The sequence below is a fragment of the Thermonema lapsum genome (assembly GCF_011761635.1).
GTDB classification, from domain to species: Bacteria; Bacteroidota; Bacteroidia; order Cytophagales; family Thermonemataceae; genus Thermonema; species Thermonema lapsum.
In genome coordinates, this window is record NZ_JAASRN010000002.1 from 599136 (window position 1) to 617116 (window position 17981).

General features: G+C 48.1%; 19 protein-coding genes. 13 read left to right on the top strand and 6 right to left on the bottom strand.

The window, feature by feature from the left end:
- Nucleotides 1-12: 12 nt before the first annotated feature.
- Both FHS56_RS07945 and FHS56_RS07950 read right to left on the bottom strand, forming a co-directional pair.
- Nucleotides 13-807: a DUF3108 domain-containing protein gene (locus FHS56_RS07945; protein ID WP_166919469.1), complete on the bottom strand. Its 795-nt coding sequence runs from the start codon at nucleotides 805-807 to the stop codon at nucleotides 13-15.
- A gap of 63 nt (nucleotides 808-870) precedes the next feature.
- Nucleotides 871-1893, bottom strand: a complete 1023-nt coding sequence (locus tag FHS56_RS07950; RefSeq protein WP_166919471.1) for an aminopeptidase — start codon at nucleotides 1891-1893, stop codon at nucleotides 871-873.
- A 49-nt stretch (nucleotides 1894-1942) separates the two neighbouring features.
- On the opposite strand from FHS56_RS07950, the gene FHS56_RS07955 reads away from it, so the two are divergent.
- From FHS56_RS07955 to FHS56_RS08005, 11 genes are all read left to right on the top strand, one after another.
- On the top strand, nucleotides 1943-2440 hold the full coding sequence (locus tag FHS56_RS07955; RefSeq protein ID WP_166919473.1) for a regulatory protein RecX: 498 nt from the start codon (nucleotides 1943-1945) through the stop codon (nucleotides 2438-2440).
- Between the two features lie 81 nt (nucleotides 2441-2521).
- Nucleotides 2522-3550, top strand: coding sequence for a Smr/MutS family protein (locus FHS56_RS07960; protein WP_166919475.1), 1029 nt, complete (start codon nucleotides 2522-2524; stop codon nucleotides 3548-3550).
- Nucleotides 3551-3556: 6 nt separating this feature from the next.
- Nucleotides 3557-3847 carry an NADH-quinone oxidoreductase subunit NuoK gene (gene nuoK, locus FHS56_RS07965; protein ID WP_166919477.1) on the top strand — a complete coding sequence of 97 codons (291 nt, stop codon included), beginning with the start codon at nucleotides 3557-3559 and terminating at the stop codon, nucleotides 3845-3847.
- Complete coding sequence (locus FHS56_RS07970; protein WP_166919479.1) at nucleotides 3847-5856, top strand: NADH-quinone oxidoreductase subunit 5 family protein; 2010 nt, start codon at nucleotides 3847-3849, stop codon at nucleotides 5854-5856. Before nuoK ends, FHS56_RS07970 begins: the two co-directional genes overlap by 1 nt.
- An 8-nt stretch (nucleotides 5857-5864) precedes the next feature.
- On the top strand, nucleotides 5865-6971 hold the full coding sequence (gene ribD, locus FHS56_RS07975; protein WP_166919481.1) for a bifunctional diaminohydroxyphosphoribosylaminopyrimidine deaminase/5-amino-6-(5-phosphoribosylamino)uracil reductase RibD: 1107 nt from the start codon (nucleotides 5865-5867) through the stop codon (nucleotides 6969-6971).
- Nucleotides 6943-7626 (top strand): CDP-alcohol phosphatidyltransferase family protein, encoded by a 684-nt coding sequence (locus FHS56_RS07980; RefSeq protein WP_166919483.1) that lies wholly within the window; start codon nucleotides 6943-6945, stop codon nucleotides 7624-7626. The genes ribD and FHS56_RS07980 overlap by 29 nt, the downstream gene beginning before the upstream one ends.
- Nucleotides 7627-7632: 6 nt before the next feature.
- Nucleotides 7633-7902 (top strand): phosphoribosylformylglycinamidine synthase subunit PurS, encoded by a 270-nt coding sequence (gene purS / locus FHS56_RS07985; protein ID WP_166919485.1) that lies wholly within the window; start codon nucleotides 7633-7635, stop codon nucleotides 7900-7902.
- Between the two features lie 7 nt (nucleotides 7903-7909).
- Nucleotides 7910-8326, top strand: a complete 417-nt coding sequence (locus tag FHS56_RS07990) for a hypothetical protein (protein WP_166919487.1) — start codon at nucleotides 7910-7912, stop codon at nucleotides 8324-8326.
- Nucleotides 8327-8348: 22 nt separating this feature from the next.
- The gene (locus FHS56_RS07995) at nucleotides 8349-8900 is read left to right on the top strand and encodes a hypothetical protein (RefSeq protein ID WP_166919489.1); all 552 of its coding nucleotides are present in this window, start codon (nucleotides 8349-8351) and stop codon (nucleotides 8898-8900) included.
- A 9-nt stretch (nucleotides 8901-8909) separates the two neighbouring features.
- On the top strand, nucleotides 8910-9488 hold the full coding sequence (locus FHS56_RS08000) for a rhomboid family intramembrane serine protease (RefSeq protein ID WP_166919491.1): 579 nt from the start codon (nucleotides 8910-8912) through the stop codon (nucleotides 9486-9488).
- A 41-nt stretch (nucleotides 9489-9529) separates the two neighbouring features.
- Nucleotides 9530-10798 carry an aspartate kinase gene (locus tag FHS56_RS08005; protein ID WP_166919493.1) on the top strand — a complete coding sequence of 423 codons (1269 nt, stop codon included), beginning with the start codon at nucleotides 9530-9532 and terminating at the stop codon, nucleotides 10796-10798.
- Here the strand turns inward: FHS56_RS08005 and FHS56_RS08010 are convergent.
- Nucleotides 10782-12290, bottom strand: a complete 1509-nt coding sequence (locus tag FHS56_RS08010; RefSeq protein ID WP_166919495.1) for a LysM peptidoglycan-binding domain-containing protein — start codon at nucleotides 12288-12290, stop codon at nucleotides 10782-10784. The genes FHS56_RS08005 and FHS56_RS08010 overlap by 17 nt on opposite strands.
- Nucleotides 12291-12624: 334 nt before the next feature.
- Between FHS56_RS08010 and FHS56_RS08015 the strand changes: the two genes are divergently transcribed.
- Nucleotides 12625-14193, top strand: coding sequence for an SGNH/GDSL hydrolase family protein (locus FHS56_RS08015; protein ID WP_166919497.1), 1569 nt, complete (start codon nucleotides 12625-12627; stop codon nucleotides 14191-14193).
- The gene (locus FHS56_RS08020) at nucleotides 14156-15403 is read left to right on the top strand and encodes a GDSL-type esterase/lipase family protein (RefSeq protein ID WP_166919499.1); all 1248 of its coding nucleotides are present in this window, start codon (nucleotides 14156-14158) and stop codon (nucleotides 15401-15403) included. Before FHS56_RS08015 ends, FHS56_RS08020 begins: the two co-directional genes overlap by 38 nt.
- Here the strand turns inward: FHS56_RS08020 and FHS56_RS08025 are convergent.
- From FHS56_RS08025 to accC, 3 genes are read right to left on the bottom strand one after another with little or no spacing between them, the layout of a single operon-like run.
- The gene (locus FHS56_RS08025; protein ID WP_166919501.1) at nucleotides 15395-15877 is read right to left on the bottom strand and encodes a hypothetical protein; all 483 of its coding nucleotides are present in this window, start codon (nucleotides 15875-15877) and stop codon (nucleotides 15395-15397) included. The genes FHS56_RS08020 and FHS56_RS08025 overlap by 9 nt on opposite strands.
- On the bottom strand, nucleotides 15874-16392 hold the full coding sequence (locus FHS56_RS08030; RefSeq protein WP_166919503.1) for a tetratricopeptide repeat protein: 519 nt from the start codon (nucleotides 16390-16392) through the stop codon (nucleotides 15874-15876). The genes FHS56_RS08025 and FHS56_RS08030 overlap by 4 nt, the downstream gene beginning before the upstream one ends.
- Nucleotides 16393-16429: 37 nt before the next feature.
- Entirely contained in the window at nucleotides 16430-17956 is a 1527-nt protein-coding gene (gene accC, locus FHS56_RS08035; RefSeq protein ID WP_166919505.1) for an acetyl-CoA carboxylase biotin carboxylase subunit, read from the bottom strand.
- Nucleotides 17957-17981 lie beyond the last annotated feature (25 nt).

The following is a 17981-nucleotide window of genomic DNA, read 5'->3' on the forward strand; positions in this document are numbered from 1 at the left end:
AAAATGTTCATATCAATATTTTTTCTTAAAAGGCATGGGGTGCTTGAGGTTTTTGTAGTTTTCAATATCTACTTCGACAGCACCAATCAGCAGTTCGGCGGCAATTTTCACCGGGATTTGATTTCTATCTGCCGACACCCACATTTTCACTGGGTGCTTGCCTCTAAACAACTCGTTGGGAGGCATCACAGGCGAAAGCACATGACAGTCTATCCATCCAAATTTGGTTTCCACTTCTTCTTTGCCCAGATAAAGAACTGCCAGGTCATAAATATCGTGTTCCAGAATACCCGGTATGCGCAGTGTGTCGCCTTTTTGATACCGACGGAAATCGAGAGTACGCACATAATAAAAACCACTTACCAAGTCTTGCACATAAGGCGGGGTTTTCACCACTGACTCTCCTTTCTCATCTTTTACCTTTGCCAAGCGCTGCAGAGGATAGAACTGCGTTGTTTCCTCTTTTTTGTACCTGCCCTCTTGAATGTTTCGGTAGAAACGATGTGGTGCAATGGCGGCGGTGTCAATATAAGAGCGCCAAAAATCACGGATTTTGGTAACCATCTCAAGCCCTCCTATGCTTCTGCCATACACATCGACCCTATAGCAAGGGCGCCCATTGACCGAATACAACTTTTTGCTCACTTCAATATGGGCAGTACCTGCATTCACAAACATATAATGCAGCAAATAATCTATTTCCTCCCCTGCCTGAAAGGCATCATGTTCTACCACGCGATAGCTTTCTTTCCACTTTGCTGCTACCAGCAACACCCACAGAAGTATTAAGGACACTAACCTTTTCATTGTCTTTACTTTTGTTCTAATTTATTCATTTTCAAAGATTGTACCAAGTCATAAACCCCCAAATCACTTTCTAAAAGACTGTATCATAGCCGGCAGACTGCTGTGAAACTCCTGTTGAAATATCCATCTCAGGGTGTCTTGACGGCTATAGTAACGCAACACATCGCACAGCTCCACGTTGTTGAGGCGGGGTGGCAGGCGGCGCAACCGAAAACGAGTGGATGCACTCAGTGGCAATTCAAGCAGCTTTTTTTCAAGCTCTGCATAAAAATGCTTTTTCAAGCGCTGCTTTTCTGCGTTGGGTAAAGCCCGGAAGCGCTCACTGCGATACAAACTATCGAGTCTTGCCGCTTCGTGCAGCAAAAAGTTGATATATAACAAGCGGTCTTTCAAGCGGCGCTCATAGTCGCGGTAAAAGAAACTGTGTTTTCCATAACGCTGCTGCAAAAACAGCTTAGCGCCTTCCTGCCCCACAAAAGAAGCCAGATTTTCATTGAACTCCACACTATCTGGCAAATAAACAGTAGCATGAGTCAACTCATGGATGATAAGCTCTGCCAACTCGCCCTCGCTACGTTCTGTCATGGAAGACAAAATAGGGTCGCTAAGAATGCCCAACGTGGACCATGCCGCCACCTCGCCAATAGACACCTCATAGCCTTCGGCAGAAAGACGTGCCGAGTCCTGCTCGGCATAAATGCGCTCGAAATGCCCTTTGTAAGACACCTGCCCCAAGAACGGAAAATACCAGTAGTAATAATCCAGGGCATAAGGCGGTGCTGCCGTAACTACCCAAAGTACTGGCTCGCCTCGAGTATCATAGAAAGTGCGGTAGTTGTCTGTGGGCTTTAGGCTCAAAGTCGTCTCCGCAAATGCCTTGATTTCACCTATCAGATGCAGGCGATAGCGTACTGCCGGCGACAAGGTGTCATTTTTCCACACTTCTTCAAGAGGCACTGTATGCCACAAGACATGCAACTGACCTTTGAGCTGTCGCCAGCCATAGGGCAGCAGCGGGGCATAATACAAAGCCCCCATACACAACAGCAATGCCAACAGAAGCATAAACCGCCAAAGCCATTTCATCCACTTTTTCACAAGCTTTGTATTTTTGAAAAAAGATAATCAATTCTTTATGAAAAAAGCCCGGCGCCCCAGCTCACGCAGCTTGTCCTTCGAGGAAGTATATGCCAAAGCCTGCCGTTATTGTGCTTATCAAGAGCGGTCGCCTGCTGAGGTAGAGCAATTCCTCAAAGACAAATTCATGCTTTCGGAAGCGGAACGGCGGCGCTGCATCGACCATCTTATAGAAGACGGTTTTTTGAACAAACGCCGCTTTGCCATGCTTTATGCGCAAAGTAAATTCAGGCAGAAGCAATGGGGAAAGCAAAAAATAGCCTTTCACCTAAAACAAAAAGCCATTGATGACCAGCTCATAGAAGAAGCCCTTGACGCCCTCGACCCGATTGAATATGAAGCATGCCTGCAGAAGCTATTGGAGCAAAAAAATGAATCCCTGCAAAAAACAGAAAGCGACCCATTGAAACAACGAGCCAAGCTCATACGCTATGCTCAACAAAAAGGCTATGAATCTGATTTAATCTATAAGCTAATGCAGGCTTTGGGAAATTAGTATTACTTTTGCTTTGAGGGCAGCAACTTTAGCCGTCTGAAATCTAAACCATATATTTTATTCAAAACAAAGTGGATTGCCATGAATATAGGAGATCGCGTGCGCCTCTTGCACGACCATATGGAAGGCGTCGTAGTAAAAATACAAGGTAATATTGCCGAAGTAGAAATAGAAGAGGGCTTCATTATTCCGGTAGCAGCCAATGAGTTGGTGCTCATTGCCAAAGAGGAAAACCAATATTTCGACACAACCCCACCTAAAGCAAGCAAGTCTGCAAAAGAAAGCAGCGGGTCGAAAGAAGCTGGTCAGCGGCAGCAAGGTGGCGATAAGTCGCCCCTTTACAGCTACAAAGGCTTATATTTGGCTTTCATTCCTACCAATGACCGCCTCTATCAGCTTTATCTTATCAATAACACAGACTGGACTACCCCTTACGCTGTAAGCAAGGAGCAAAACGGAAACCACATGGGAGTAGCCGGCGGTGTACTGGGCGCACGCCAATATGCGCGCCTCGATGAGGTAAATATTGAGCAGTTCGACAGCTGGGGCATCTATTATTTCCAAGTGCTATTCTTCCGGCAAGGTTATTACACACTGCCCCACCCGCTGCTGCGCAAACTACAATTCCGGGCTTCCACTTTCTTTAAAGCTCTACAAATGGCACCTATACTCGACAAAGAGGGCTATGTGTTTCAATTGGATAAAGACTTTCAATGGAAAGCCACCGAGTGGGAAGCAAGCCGTCCGATGGATGCACAGCAGATTATCCATAGCTTGCTTAAACAAGACCAAGCCGAGCAAAGCAAAATAGCAGTGGAAGTTCCCGAGTATGAAGTGGACTTGCACATAGAAAAGCTATTGCCAAATCATAAAGGCATGAGCCCGGATGCCATCTTCGCCTATCAACTCGATGTCTTTGAAAGAAAGCTGGATGCCGCTATCGCCTCAGGTATGTCGGAGATTATCTTTATTCATGGCGTAGGCAACGGCAAGCTGCGTGATGCCATTCAAAAACGCGCCGGGCGTCACCCACAAGTGGAGTTTTTTCAAGATGCCCACAAAGAGAAATTTGGCTACGGAGCCACGCTCATCAAACTGAAAAGTAAGTAAACAAGCATGCATTTCTTCTTGAACATTGGTGCCCTTCTTTTCTGCACTGGCTTGGCAATGCTGCTTACCAAGCGGCAAGCCGTGATGTGGCTGGTAGGAATCGAGCTTATGTTGAATGCTGCCAACATCAACTTGGTAGTATTTTCTCGGATTTACAATCCTGAAAATCAAATATTTGCCATTTTTGTCATGGTGGTGGCAGTAGCCGAAGCCTGTATTATACTGGCTTTGTTTCTGATGCTTTACAAGCAATACAAACATACAAATATAGACCAACTGAACGAACTGAAACACTGATGGAGATTGTCCACAGTTTATGGCTCTTACTTCTGTTGCCGCTGATATGGGGGCTCACTCTGTTAGTACAGCCCTTTGCACGGGCGCGCCTCGATGGAACTGTATCGACACTATTGTTCGCTTGCCTGACCTTCGCCGGCTGGTTTTTCTTACAAGTAAGCAAAGGTAGCTCTGTTGCCTCAATAGCCGCCCCAGCACAATGGCAGTTGCTGCCTAACTTTTCACTCAACTGTGGCATTTACATCGACTACCCCACCGCATGGATGATTTTCATTGTAGGCTTGGTAAGCTGTTGCGTGGCGCTTTACTCTTGTCGCTACATGCAAGCGGAAGCCCACCGCAGCCGTTACTTTGCCTATCTCTCGCTTTTTGTATTTGCCATGCTGCTTATTGTAGTGGTGCGCGACTTGCTGCTTATTTATGTAGGCTGGGAGTTGGTAGGGCTTTGTTCTTACCTGCTCATTGGCTTCTGGCACGAAAAAGCCGAAGCACGCCGGGCTGCCTGGCAGGCGTTCGTTACCAACCGACTGGGCGATACAGGTTTCATTCTGGGCATTGGGGCTTGCTTACTGTTGAGCGGCACCACCGACATGCTTCAATACAAAGAAGTATTGCCTTGGTGGGTTGCTCTCTGCTTGTTTGGAGGCACCTTAGGCAAGTCTGCCCAGTTCCCACTTCATTTTTGGCTACCCGATGCGATGGCGGGTCCTACCCCTGCCTCGGCACTCATCCATGCGGCTACGATGGTTGCCGCTGGTGTGTATCTACTGTTTCGACTGCATGCTTACTTCCCCGATAGCGCTTTGTTGACCATCGCCTGCTTGGCTTTGTTGAGCATCCTTTGGAGTGGGCTGCTTGCCTGTGTTCAAAAGGACATGAAACGGGTACTCGCTTATTCCACCGTATCGCAGCTGGGGTACATGATTCTGGCAATTGCTCTGTACAACCCTGCCGGAGGCTTTATTCATTTGCTTACGCATGCTTTTTTCAAAGCCGGCTTGTTTTTGGCTGTCGGAGCTGTCATCTATTACCTGCACCATTGGCAAGAACACAAAGGCATACATTTCGACGCACAAAACATGTTCTTGACTGGTGGCTGGGCACGAAAAGCTCCGTGGCTGGCTGCTCCTTATTTTCTATTCGCTGCGGCACTTGCCGGCTTCCCCCTGACAGCGGGCGCCCTCAGCAAAGAGCACATCATCATGCAGGCATGGGCATCATATAGCCGTTTTGGCTCCATCGCTTTCTATTTGAGCAGTGGAGCAATCGCTGGCGCCTTTATCACTGCTTTTTACATGGGACGCCAAGCGGGCTTGATTTGGCTGCGTCCGGCACCGCAAAACCAACACGATACCCATAGAATAAAAGCTCAGGGCACATTTTTTATCCCGATACTCGTGTTAGCTTTGGGCAGTCTGTGGTTTTGGTGGAGCCCCCATCCGTTCGACTTGGAATATGGTACCATCTGGCAGCGATTCAATGCCCCTTCTGTGGCATTACCCCATGGCATCGGCTACCTAACGACCCTCGGCGCTTTGTTTATGTTTGCCTTAGGTGTATGGCTTTATGGTTTTTCCAAAAAGGGAAAAGAAGCGGCTACCGAGCCTTATCTGCAAAAACTTACCCGCCTGCTATACCGTCTCTGCTGCTTGCAAGACAAGACAATCCAGCAGCTCATGAGCCTAAACCAGCAAAGGGTACAGTTGGAAAGAGCATTGTTGCAAGACCGCTTGGCTGCCCGCTGGATGCAACTCTGCCGAGCAATTCACCGCTTTGACCGGCACGGTGTCGATGGAGTCGTTCGCCAAACTGCCCGTGCAACGGTTGTCTTTGCGCACATAATAGCATGGACAGACCGCCAAATAGTAGATGGCATCGTAAAAGGATTTGGCATCGCTGCACGATTTATTGCCTATGTAGGCAGCCGTTTGCAAAGCGGCATCCTGCAAGAATATGTGTGGATAGCTCTTGTTGCGCTGGCTCTGTTTCTCTGGGGAATCGCAATGTAGCAAGACCTATGACTCAGCATAAAGAAGACATTTTTTGGATGCAACGTGCTTTGCAGCTGGCTATGTATGGCAAAGGGCACACTTCACCCAACCCACTGGTAGGCAGTGTGGTAGTTCATCAAGGGCGTATCTTAGGTGAGGGATGGCATCAACGGTATGGGGAGGCACACGCCGAAGTAAACGCTTTAAAACAGGTAGTCAACGAAGCACTACTGCCCCAAAGCACTGTATATGTCAACTTAGAGCCTTGCGCTCACTTCGGAAAGACGCCCCCTTGTGCTCGCCTGTTAATAGAGAAGAAAGTGCAACGGGTGGTGATTGCCAATCTGGACCCCAACCCACTGGTTGCCGGTAAAGGCATTGCCATGCTCAAGAAAGCAGGCATAGAGGTTGAGATTGGCATTTGCGAAAAAGAAGGTTTATGGCTCAACCGCCGCTTCTTCACCTTCATCACTCAACAACGCCCCTACATCGTATTGAAATGGGCACAAAGTAGTGATGGTTTTCTTGCCCCAGACCCACCGGCGCCCTCATGGATGACAAGCCCGCTAAGCAAACAGATGGTGCACCGCTGGCGCAGCGAAGAGGCAGCCATACTTACTGGCAAAAACACCCTGCTGATTGACAACCCACAACTCACCGCCCGCCTGTGGCATGGAAAACAACCGTGGCGCATAGTCATAGACCGCCAAGGCGAGTTGTCAAGCCACTTGCGTGTATTTGCCGCCGACGCTCCTACACTTTATTTCAGTCCTCGCCTGCCACAGGAGCTATTGTCTTACAAGCACCTTACATGGTGCAGACTGCCTGCCGAAAGAAGCCAAGACTACCCTTCTCTTTTAGCATTTGTGCTCGAGGAGTGTCATCAGCGGGGTATTCAGTCCCTTCTTGTGGAAGGGGGCAAGCATACCTTAGATACTTTTCTGCAAGCCGGCTTGTGGGACGAGATACGTCTTTTTATAGCCCCCCGGCTGCTTCAAAAGGGGCTCAGTGCCCCCAGCATCCCAGCGGGCGCTCGACTATTAGACCGCCAAGAGATAGATGGAGACCTGCTTTTGTTTTACTCAAACCCCCAAAATGCCTATCATGCACACTATCACCCGTCATATACCTAACGCATTGACACTAAGCAACGTATTTTTCGGATGCTTGGCGCTGACCGCCCTTTACGGAGGTGCCTCTTATGAACAAGTAGGCTGGTGGATTGCTTTGGGCGCTCTCTGTGATTTCTTGGACGGTGCGGCGGCACGTGCCCTCAAAGTAAGCTCTCCACTGGGCAAAGAGCTCGACTCCTTAGCAGACATGGTTACTTTTGGCGTAGTGCCCGCTTCCATTGCTTTTCGTATGCTTCAAAATATAGGCTTTGGGTGGGCAGCGGCTGCTTTTCTCATTGCAGCGGCATCGGCTTTGCGCTTGGCTCGCTTCAATTTAGACGAACGCCAACAGACTTACTTCATAGGAGTACCTACGCCTGCCAATACGCTCTTCTGGCTGGGCATGCCTTTTCTATGGCAACAGATAGACCTGCCCCCTCGGCTATCGCTCTTGTTGCTGCTGGGCATGATACTACTCAGTAGCTACTGGTTGTTGGCACCATGGGCACTGTTTTCACTTAAATTCAAAAATTTATCTTGGCACGACAACCGCATTCGCTATATTTTTGTAGCTTTGAGTATATTTTGCCTTGCCCTCCAGCAATGGGGCGGATTACCTCTTCTCATTGTCTTGTATGTGCTTTTATCGTGGTTCTTTTTCTCTCCAAAACAATAGTTGAGTATGAAATTTGTAGCAGAAATAAACGTGATGCCCAAAAAAGAATTGCTTGACCCACAAGGAAAAGCCGTAAAAATGGGACTGAAACACCTGCACATTGATAATGTAAAAGATGTAAGAATTGGCAAGCATATCGTATTAACACTTGAAGCAGCTTCTTCCCAAGAAGCACGCGAAATTGTAGACAATGCCTGTCAGAAACTATTGGCTAATGTTATTATGGAAGACTATAGCTTTGAAATCAGGGAACTGCAAGAGTCGCTCAAACAATAATCGTCTCTTGATAAGAGACGGTAGTCGTCTTGTAGCAGCCCTTCTTCTGTGGTGTCTTGGTATTACTGGCACCTATGCGCAGCGTATTGTGCTCGACACCATAGCCTCGCATGAAGCTGTTCTTCATGTAGGCGAAGAGGTTGTAGTAAAGGGCGTTGTTGCACAGGTAGTGATATCGGCAAAAAGCACAGCAGGACAGCCTGTTTTTTTAAATATGGGGCGTCCTTATCCTTATCAAGACATGACGCTGGTCATATGGCGTGAAAAACTGCCTAAATCCTACAAAAAATATAAATGGGAAAGCCTGACAGGAAAAACTGTGTATGTTAGCGGAAAGATGCGTATTTATAAAAATAACCCAGAAATACACCTCTACCATCTCCGCCAACTTCATATTGTGGAAGAAGTAAAAGAAAACAAGTAAACTCCTCAAAACTTAAAGAGGCATGAAAAAGAAGCTAAAAACAGTAGCCACTTTGCTCATGATATCCGGTATGGTACTCTGTTGGTCTTCTGCCTGCAAAAAGGTAATAGAAGACCTGCTCACTTTTAACATAGACTACAGCAGTAGTTTTACTGTACCTTCTGCCGTAGGCGTAAACACCCCCTTCAATGTGCCTACCCCACCGGTGCAAACCAACGCTTCTCAGAAATTCCAAAACAACGGCACAAGTAAAGACAAAGTAAAAAATATCATCCTCAAAAAGCTGACACTAAACATCACCGCCCCCTCACAGGCTAACTTCAAGATGTTCAAAAGCATTAAGCTTTACATATCTGCTTCGGGGCAGCCCAAAAAGTTGCTTGCCGAAAGTGGTGAGATATCTACCGCGGCAGGCAAAACACTTACCCTCACACCTACCCCCGACAATCTGGACAGCTACATAAAACAAGATGAATTTGAGGTGGAAGCGGAGGTAATCATGCGGGAGGTCCCTCTCTATGAAATTACCTTCCGTGCCGATATGACCTTTCAAGTAACTGCTGACCCTTTATAGTGGACACCTATGCGCATCAGTTACAATGCTCCGGTAACTTTGACCTTTACTTTCATAGCTGCCGGCATCCGTTTGCTTTGCGACTGGATGCCGGGGCTTCTTAATTTACTCATAGCCCCGCCCGTCTTTGATGTGCCATGGATACACTACCCCGCTTTTATTATCCACATTCTTGGGCACAGTAGCTGGGAGCATTATTTTGGCAACTTTTCTCTTATGCTGCTCATAGGACCCATTTTGGAAGAAAAATATGGCTCTAAGCAAATGTTTTACATGATTGTGCTTACTGCCCTGCTTGGGGGGCTGCTCAATGCCATTTTTTTTGATACGGGTCTTATTGGCGCCAGTGGTGTCGTTTTTATGATGATTGTACTGGCATCGTTTGTGAATGTTCAAAGAGGCACCTTGCCGCTTACGTTCTTGCTGGTGTTGGTGCTCTATATCGGACAAGAAGTGGTGCAGGCGTTTTCTAATGACAATATTTCACAATTTGCCCACATTATGGGTGGAGGTGCCGGTGCTTTTTTTGGTTTTATGGTTCCGCCTAAAGGCACAAAAGAATCAACTGCATCTTCCTCGTTTCTATAAACTGCTTTTTTAGATAACTGCATTCACACTTTTCTTTGTTTATGAAAGTATTCAAGTTTGGCGGTGCTTCTGTGAAGGATGCAGAAGCCATCCGAAATGTAGCGCATATTATTCAAACGCAAGGTAGCCCCCGGGAGCTGCTGGTGGTGGTTTCGGCTATGGGCAAAACCACCAATGCTTTGGAAAAGTTGCTGGATAACTATTTTGCCAAAAAAGATTATGAGCAAGATTTTCGCACGCTCTATGACTATCATATGAATGCTGCCCGAGCGCTTTTTCCAGAAGGGCACCCCGCCTTTCAGGCTATGGAGCGGCTATTTGTCCGGCTTCGTTATACGCTTCTACACCACACCCGCCCCGAAAATTATCATGAGTCTTACGACCAAGTAGTTTCTTTCGGCGAACTGTTGTCTAGCACGCTCATTAGCCATTTCTTACAGAGCAGTGGCATAGCGCATCGGTGGATAGATGCCCGAGATTACATAAAAACCGATACGAGCTGGCGTAAGGCTCAGGTAGATTGGGCATGGAGTGAACATCTGATTCAAACCGAACTGCGTCCGGTGCTACAGGAGCAAATCGTCGTTACGCAAGGGTTTATTGGTGGCACGCTTGGCGGGCGCACCACCACCTTGGGGCGTGAAGGCTCTGACTACTCGGCTGCGCTTTTTGCTGCTGCCCTCAATGCCGAAAGTGTTACTGTTTGGAAAGATGTGCCGGGCGTATTGAATGCCGACCCCAAGCATTATGCCTTTGCTTCTCTGTTTGAGCACTTATCGTACCGTCAAGCTGCCGAGATGACTTTTTATGGCGCCAGTGTGATTCACCCCAATACCATCCGCCCGTTGGCAAGCAAAAACATACCTCTTTTGGTGCGTTCTTTTTTAACCCCCACCAAGAACGGTACACGCATCGATGCCGAAGGTGGCAATATTCAAAAAGCTTGCGTCATTCGCAAAGAAAATCAATGTCTGGTCAGTTTCGCTGTCAAGGACTTGGCATTCATCACAGAAGAGCGCATCAGTTATGTGCTGGATGCCTGCCACCGTCTGCACTTGAAGCTCAACCTGATTCAAAGCTCGGCACTTTCGCTTTCGGTGTGTTTCGATGACCGCCCAGAGTATGTAGAAGAACTGCGCCAGCTGCTGCAAGAAGACTTCAGCATTGCTTACAATAAAAACCTACTGCTAATCACCATTTTAAACTATGATTCGGCTCTTTATGAAGAAGTAAAAGGCAAGCGCCCAGTGATTTTACAGCAAGCCACACGTAAGCATATCCGATTCTTGGTGCCTATGGACGAATCTTGAGGTAAGTCCCTACACGCAGGGCATCACTTTGTAAGCCGTTGATTTTTTTCAGATACTCGACCGATACTCCATAGCGCCGGGCAATACTCCACAAAGTATCGCCCCGCTGCACATAATGCTTGGCAGGGACTGTGGCAGAGGGCTGGTGCTTGGAATACACCATAAGCTTTTGCCCGGGATAGATGAAGTAATTGGGCAAGCCGTTCCAACGTTGAAGGTCGGCAATGCTCACCCCATATAGTTGGGCTATTTTTCCCAAAGAATCGCCTTTGCGCACAGTGTATGTGTGTGCGGGTGTCTCTTCGGAGGCAGTGTAGAATGCCTTTTGGTAAGTTGATTCTTCCTTTTTGGGGGGCAATACCATAGTTTCCTTGAGAGTATCGCCTGCCTGTTGCCAAGTGAGAGTAGCCAACTGCTCCACACTTAATGCCATCACCATACTGTTTAAGAAGGCATTTACGTACAATTCCCCTTTTACGGTATAACCGGCATCGGTCAAATGAATACGGTCTCTTTTAGCAAGCCCTGACTGCAGCCAACGCATCATAGAATATTGCCCACCGCTGACGTGGTAATAGTCATAGAAGGCACAATGGTAAGTCTGTGCTATCTCTTTGAGCAGAGCGGCATAATCGCGGCATGCCGATACGTTGCGACGGTAGCGGTAGGCATCCTGCGGCGACACAAGCAAGATGACAGTGCCAGGGCTCTGTTCGCGTATGCGCTCTATGAGAGAGACAAGCTGGCGACGCATACTGTTTCTATCGAAGTAGTTGCTAAGGTAAAAGTCATTGATTCCTACATCCAGAACCACCAAATCGGGCTGCAAAATTGCCATTTCCTCTGCCAGCAAAGATTCTTTTGCCCACGACCCCACGCTTGCTCCGTTGACCCCTGCCGAGCTATATACTACCCCTTTGTCTTCTACTGATTCAAGCCACAGACCATAACACTCAAAGAAGTGCTGCGAAGCCCTGCTTTTGTTCACTTGCACCTCTATGTAGCCATCAAAAACAGGCAGTACAGTTTCTACATAAGGTTTTCCCGGCACAGGACGCAGATGGATGGGGGCAGCAACAGGCGAGGTCTTTACCAGTATATCGAAGCTGCTGCTGTCGGCACGGCAAAAAATGCGCAGCTTGCGATGCGAGGGGGCATAGCTGCCTTTTTGCATTTGAATGATGAATGAAGCCTGCGGGTCTTCGGTGTACACAGTTACACCGCTACTGCCCAAAGGAAAAGTAGGGTTGTATTTAGTGATAAGCGCCGATTGCCACACACCACGGTGTGATGAGCGGTAATCTACCGTTCCATGGGTGTGGGCAATAGAGTAAGGTACAAGCCACCCGATGCCACCATTCCCCCAAATGTCAGCTATACGCTCACGGATAAGGCGTGTTTGCAGGTCGTAATGTACATGCGAGTCGCCCAAGTGAAGAACCCTTACCTTACGGCTACGGGCTTGTGAGAAGCGCTCAAAAAAATGCCTCATAACGGGCATCTCGAACCACTGCCAGTGGTTTTTGTCGTATTCAATGAAAGAGAAGCTGCTTGTGTAGCGAATATGCTTTTGAAAGCTATTTTCCTTTTCGCTTGACAAAGAATCAAGCCTATGAAGCGAATATGCCGCGCTACTACTCATGCAAAGCCAAGTACCCAATGTGGCAATTACTAGTTTCCTCCACTGCATATCTTCAAGGCAATTCATCAAAACAAGCCCAAGGGGAATTCTTAAACGAAGTTTCTTGGTGTACATAAATTCTTATAGCTTTGTCGAACGAAAGTAATCATTTCGCACTCATTTAGCAATTGCATTAACCTTGCCAATGATGGTTCAGCCGATTCGTCCTTTTGTTTTGCTGCTGCTTGTCGGGCTGTTGTTTGCCTTGTTGATGAGTTTCATGCCTGAACAGCTCACACTGGCAGCTTGGCAACTGCGTTTTCCCACTTGGCAAAATACCATTCTGAAAGAAGCCCCTCAATATGCCGATATAGAAATCATTACCAAACGGCTGGAACAGCCTGAGACCCCTCCAGCGCCAATAGACACCCTTCCCCACCCCGACAGCACCATGCAGCCTCCACCGGAGCCACAAGCCGGGCGCTTCGACTATGCCCCGGGACAGGACACGCTGCTCTATCCTTTCTTTCGCCTCTTGGATGCCCTCAAAAGCGGGCAGCTTCAAGAAAGCATTCATGTCATACATTTCGGGGACTCGCAATTGGAAGGCGACCGCATCACAGCAGAGCTGCGCCACAGCCTGCAAAGTCGATTTGGAGGGTGTGGTCCTGGGCTGCAAGGCATCACCAATCACCTGAATGCCAAAATATCTATTTATCAAACCAACGACAAACATTGGCAATGGTACCCGCTTTTCGGGAAACACTCCAAGCAAGCTCCTTCCAAATACTTTGGTTTACTGGGCAACATGTATGTCTTCGTGCCTACCATCAAAGATAAAACACTCCATATCATAACAAGTACAAGCGGAAAAAAAGAAAAAACGCTATATAACGACACTCTTTCATTGTATGCCGAAGCCGACACTTCTGGGTTGAGCAAACGAGCAAAGCATAATCCCCCGCCGGCTGTTGGTATTCAAATAGGCACCGTATATCACCGTTCCGAACAAGCTCATGCTAATGACCGTGAAGTGCAAAGGGTGAAAGTATTGTTCCGCAACCCCACGAAAGCAGTAGAAGTGCAAGTGCTGCACAACGGTAAGCTCAGCTGCCAGCAGCGCTTTGAGCCAAGCGAATCGTTGCAGCTGATGGTATGTGACGTGCCGGACGACTTTCAAAACATAGGCATACATTTTAAAGCCGAAGGAATGCTTGAAGTGTACGGTAGCAGCTTGGAGTGCCGCAGAGGTATAGTGGTGGACAACGTGCCGATACGAGGCAGTTCCGGCTTGGAATTTACCAAAATACCTGCTGACCATTTGCGTAATCAACTCAAAAAGCTCAATGTGAAACTGTTGATTTTTGAGTTTGGAGTCAATGTGGGCGAAGCCGAGGACTATACCTTCTATGAAGAGCAGTTTTACAAGCAGCTGAAATACTTCCGCGACTTGGCACCCGACATCCCCATTTTAGTCATCAGCACCTCCGACCGCTCCAAAAAAGACGGCATTCATTATGTTTCTTTAAAAAACATCGATAAATTAAGAGATGCTCAGCGCCAAGCTGCTTTCCGGGCGGGGTGTGCTTTTTGGGATTTGTTTCAAGCCATGGGTGGACTCAACTCCATGCCCTCATGGGTAAAAGAAAAACTTGCCAACAAAGACTATACACACTTCACTCCGCGTGGGGCACGCTTGGTATCAGAGATGCTTTATGAAGCCTTGATGTATGAATATGAGCTTTACAAAATGGCACAGAAGCCTCGTTTTTAGTTTGCTGCTGGTGTCGAGTATGCTCTACTGTCGGCAACAGGCACCATTTGCATTGCAGGCATCCTATAGCTCACGCGTTCCTATAGACAGCAATGCCAATGTTATCATCTATGATACAAGCCACGCCTACAAGCACTTTTTGCAGGCATTCGACAGCCTCATAAAACACCGCAGCCGCTCGTTACGCATTCTACACCTTGGCGACTCTCACATACAAGCCGATTTCTTTCCTCATAAACTGCGGCAACTACTCCAACAGAACCCCTTATTGGGCAATGCCGGGCGTGGTTATTTTTTCCCAGCACGCTTAGCTGGCGCAGGCGCCGACCCGCTCAACATTCCCGGACAGTATTATTTTGGCAGCTGGCACGGCTGCCGCAGCATCCTCAGCGACAGCTGCTCCTGTGGCATTGCCGGCATGAGTGCCCTCACCTTTCAGCCAACGGCTACTTACACCTTCAACCTCGATTCGATGTATACTTCCTGCCGGCGCATCAAAATATATTATGACACACAAAACAACAGCAGCTATTATCCTGTGTTGTGGGCAGGCATGCGCTGGCATCTACCCCGACGGATTCACCGTCAAGGCTATGCCGAATTTTTAGTAGATGCGCCGCCTCCCTACACACTCGGTTTTCAGCGGCTGCAGCTTACACAGCGTTTCTTTCGTCTGCAAGGCATTATCGTAGAAAACAACAACAGCGGGGTGCTCTATCACTCGGCAGGACTGAACGGCGCTACAGTAGCTTCCTATTTACGATGCCCGGAACTGATAGAGCAGATTGCAGCGCTTGCCCCAGATTTGGTCATTGTTTCGCTTGGCACCAACGATGCCTACCGACAAAAATTCAACGACCGCCAATTTAAAGAAGACTACCGCGAGCTGGTGCGACGCATCCGCAAAGCAGCTCCCAGCTGCAACATCTTGCTGACTACCCCCGGCGACTGCTACTTCCAACGCCAATACGCTAACCCACACATCGCGACAGCTGTACAACGACTTAAAGAGCTGGCACAAGAAGAAGACCTATTGCTTTGGGATTGGTTTGCCGTCATGGGAGGCAGCGGCAGTATTGTAGCATGGAAAAATGCGGGCTTGGCAAATCCCGACTTAGTGCATCTGTTGTTGCCCGGTTATGAGCTGCAAGGCGCCTTGCTTTACGATGCCCTTATACAGCTATATAAGCAATACAAATCTTCACTTTAACCTTCTGATAAACCAAGCCCAGCCAATCAGACGGCTTGCACCAGCCACTGCCAGCAGGGTAGCAAGCAAAGCCGTAGGGGTGAGCCCATAAATATCAACCAGACGGCGCAACAGACTGTCCCTATCCAGCAATTCATATACAAGGTTTTGCAGGGCTTCGTTGTCCAGCTGATTCACCAGATAGGCAACATAGAACAATACACTCAACAACAGCAACACCAATAACAGTACTGCATACATAGGAATGGAAGCCAACCACTGCACGCGCTTGTACTGCCTTGCTTTTTCTGCTACAAACTCATGCGCCATCAGGGAGCGAATGCGGTAGATGCGCCAAGCCGCAGACAGGGTAAACAACAGCAGTACCACCCAGCTCCAAGTACTTAGGTTTCTGTCAAAAACTACCCACAAAAACACATAACCCAAGAAAAAAACAGCCATGGCGTCTAAGAAAAGAAAGCTTCTTGCCTTCATCGGTCATACTCGTTTAGGATGTTTATCTTGCGCTGACAACGCTCTATGCATTTTTTGTAGTAATCGATGTCATCGTCGGAGAGTGTGAAGGCAATGGCTTGCTTGTAGGTATCCATTGCCTTAAGATATTCTTGCTGCATTTCGTACATGATGGCTTCTTCACCCAGCAAGTGCGAGCGGCTGATGCCCGGCACTTGTCGTGCTTGTTCGAGCAACTCTTTCAGTTCCTCGAAGCGCTCCATTTTCGACAAACAGACGATGGCATTCAAATACACAGGCAAGTAATCGGGGGCATACTTGAGTGCCAAACGATACAGCTCCCAAGCCTTTTCCAAGTTCTGATACTTTACTTCATACACCCATGCCAAATGGTTGTAGGCACGCCCATAAGCCGGCTCACGGGCAAGAATACGATTCAGCAACTCTACGCTACTACCTATGCGGTTATCTTTCAACAGCTGGTCTGCCTCAAAAAACCAGTCGTCTAATTCCGGGTCAAAAAAACGTTCTTCCATTGCAAAAATTCATAGATGATGCTTGGCAAATTGGGTACTATATGTTACGTCGGGCAATTTTCCAACTGCGCTTACAGCTTTGGCTGTTTGCGGGTGCGCCGTTGTTGAGCACTTGGCTTTGTCCTTTTTGTTCATTCCACAGATGTGCTACAAAAGCAGCGGCTGTTTGAAGTTCTTCCTCTGTCAATGCTGAATTGAGTACTTCGGGCGTGAAGTATTGCTTCACAAAATTGGTATCGAAGCTGCCATCTGTAAAAGCAGGGTGCTGTAAAGCAAAAGCACAGAAATCGAGGGTGGTGGCAATACCTGTGATTTTATATTCGCCAATCGCACGCAACATGCGGTCAATGGCTTCTTGGCGGCTTGGAGCATGCACTATCAGCTTGGCAATCATGGGGTCGTAGTAAATAGGCACTTGCATGCCTGCCTCGAAAGCATCGTCAACACGCACGCCGGGACCTTGCGGGCGCTCATAACTAAGCAGCTTGCCCACATTGGGCAAGAAGTTATTGCGTGGGTCTTCGGCATATACACGCACCTCAATGGCATGCCCGTTTATTTTCAACTCTTCTTGGCTAAAACGCAGCGGCTGCCCTTCGGCTATCCTGATTTGCTCTTTGACCAAATCAATGCCTGTAATCATTTCCGTGACAGGATGTTCTACTTGCAAGCGGGTGTTCATTTCAAGGAAGTAGAAGTTGCGCTGCTCGTCCACGATAAACTCCACCGTACCGGCATTGTAATAGCCGCAAGCTTTTGCCACACGCACAGCGGCTTCTCCCATAGCACGCCGCATGTTTTCATCCACTACCGCCGAAGGAGCTTCTTCTATCACCTTTTGATGGCGGCGTTGTATTGAGCACTCCCGCTCAAAGAGATACACCACCTTGCCGTAACGGTCGCCCAGCACTTGTATTTCGATGTGCTTGGGCGAAGCAATGTATTTTTCAATAAACACTGCCCCATCACCAAAAGCAGAAATCGCCTCACTTATTGCACGCTCCATTTGTTCTGCAAAGTCCTCTTCCTTTTCTACTACACGCATACCTTTTCCTCCTCCGCCGGCACTTGCTTTGATAAGCACCGGATAACCTATCTCCCGCGCAATGCGTTTGCCTTCTTCCACATCAGTAAGAGCCTCGGCAGTGCCGGGCACTAAGGGTACGCCTTGTTTCTTTGCTGCTTCTTTAGCTGCCAGCTTGCTTCCCATCAGTTCTATGCTCTGCGGCGAAGGACCGATAAAGATGAGTCCTGCCTCTTCGACGGCACGTGCAAAATGGGCGTTCTCCGACAAAAAGCCATAGCCGGGATGTACCGCATCGGCACCAGTTTGGCGACAAGCTTCTAAAATACGGTCGATTCGCAAATAAGACTCCGAAGAGGGGGCGGGTCCAACACATACGGCTTCATCGGCATAGCGCACATGCAATGCTTCGCGGTCGGCTTCACTATATATGGCAACGGTGCGAATGCCCATCTCTTTTGCCGAACGCATGATGCGCAAAGCTATTTCGCCGCGATTGGCAACCAATATTTTGCGAATTTTTCGATTCGAAGTACTCATGACAACGGTGGCTTAGTTTGGGTAA

What these genes read in the sequence shown, in the direction of transcription:
- FHS56_RS08030 (WP_166919503.1), bottom strand. Translation starts at nt 16,392, where the DNA reads ATGGAAGAACGTTTTTTTGACCCGGAATTAGACGACTGGTTTTTTGAG.
- ribD (WP_166919481.1), top strand. Translation starts at nt 5,865, where the DNA reads ATGACTCAGCATAAAGAAGACATTTTTTGGATGCAACGTGCTTTGCAG.
- purS (WP_166919485.1), top strand. Translation starts at nt 7,633, where the DNA reads ATGAAATTTGTAGCAGAAATAAACGTGATGCCCAAAAAAGAATTGCTT.
- FHS56_RS07950 (WP_166919471.1), bottom strand. Translation starts at nt 1,893, where the DNA reads ATGAAATGGCTTTGGCGGTTTATGCTTCTGTTGGCATTGCTGTTGTGT.
- FHS56_RS08020 (WP_166919499.1), top strand. Translation starts at nt 14,156, where the DNA reads ATGAGCTTTACAAAATGGCACAGAAGCCTCGTTTTTAGTTTGCTGCTG.
- FHS56_RS07960 (WP_166919475.1), top strand. Translation starts at nt 2,522, where the DNA reads ATGAATATAGGAGATCGCGTGCGCCTCTTGCACGACCATATGGAAGGC.
- FHS56_RS07980 (WP_166919483.1), top strand. Translation starts at nt 6,943, where the DNA reads ATGCACACTATCACCCGTCATATACCTAACGCATTGACACTAAGCAAC.
- FHS56_RS08005 (WP_166919493.1), top strand. Translation starts at nt 9,530, where the DNA reads ATGAAAGTATTCAAGTTTGGCGGTGCTTCTGTGAAGGATGCAGAAGCC.
- FHS56_RS08010 (WP_166919495.1), bottom strand. Translation starts at nt 12,290, where the DNA reads ATGAGGCATTTTTTTGAGCGCTTCTCACAAGCCCGTAGCCGTAAGGTA.
- FHS56_RS08000 (WP_166919491.1), top strand. Translation starts at nt 8,910, where the DNA reads ATGCGCATCAGTTACAATGCTCCGGTAACTTTGACCTTTACTTTCATA.
- FHS56_RS07995 (WP_166919489.1), top strand. Translation starts at nt 8,349, where the DNA reads ATGAAAAAGAAGCTAAAAACAGTAGCCACTTTGCTCATGATATCCGGT.
- FHS56_RS07955 (WP_166919473.1), top strand. Translation starts at nt 1,943, where the DNA reads ATGAAAAAAGCCCGGCGCCCCAGCTCACGCAGCTTGTCCTTCGAGGAA.
- nuoK (WP_166919477.1), top strand. Translation starts at nt 3,557, where the DNA reads ATGCATTTCTTCTTGAACATTGGTGCCCTTCTTTTCTGCACTGGCTTG.
- FHS56_RS08015 (WP_166919497.1), top strand. Translation starts at nt 12,625, where the DNA reads ATGATGGTTCAGCCGATTCGTCCTTTTGTTTTGCTGCTGCTTGTCGGG.
- FHS56_RS08025 (WP_166919501.1), bottom strand. Translation starts at nt 15,877, where the DNA reads ATGAAGGCAAGAAGCTTTCTTTTCTTAGACGCCATGGCTGTTTTTTTC.
- FHS56_RS07945 (WP_166919469.1), bottom strand. Translation starts at nt 807, where the DNA reads ATGAAAAGGTTAGTGTCCTTAATACTTCTGTGGGTGTTGCTGGTAGCA.
- accC (WP_166919505.1), bottom strand. Translation starts at nt 17,956, where the DNA reads ATGAGTACTTCGAATCGAAAAATTCGCAAAATATTGGTTGCCAATCGC.
- FHS56_RS07970 (WP_166919479.1), top strand. Translation starts at nt 3,847, where the DNA reads ATGGAGATTGTCCACAGTTTATGGCTCTTACTTCTGTTGCCGCTGATA.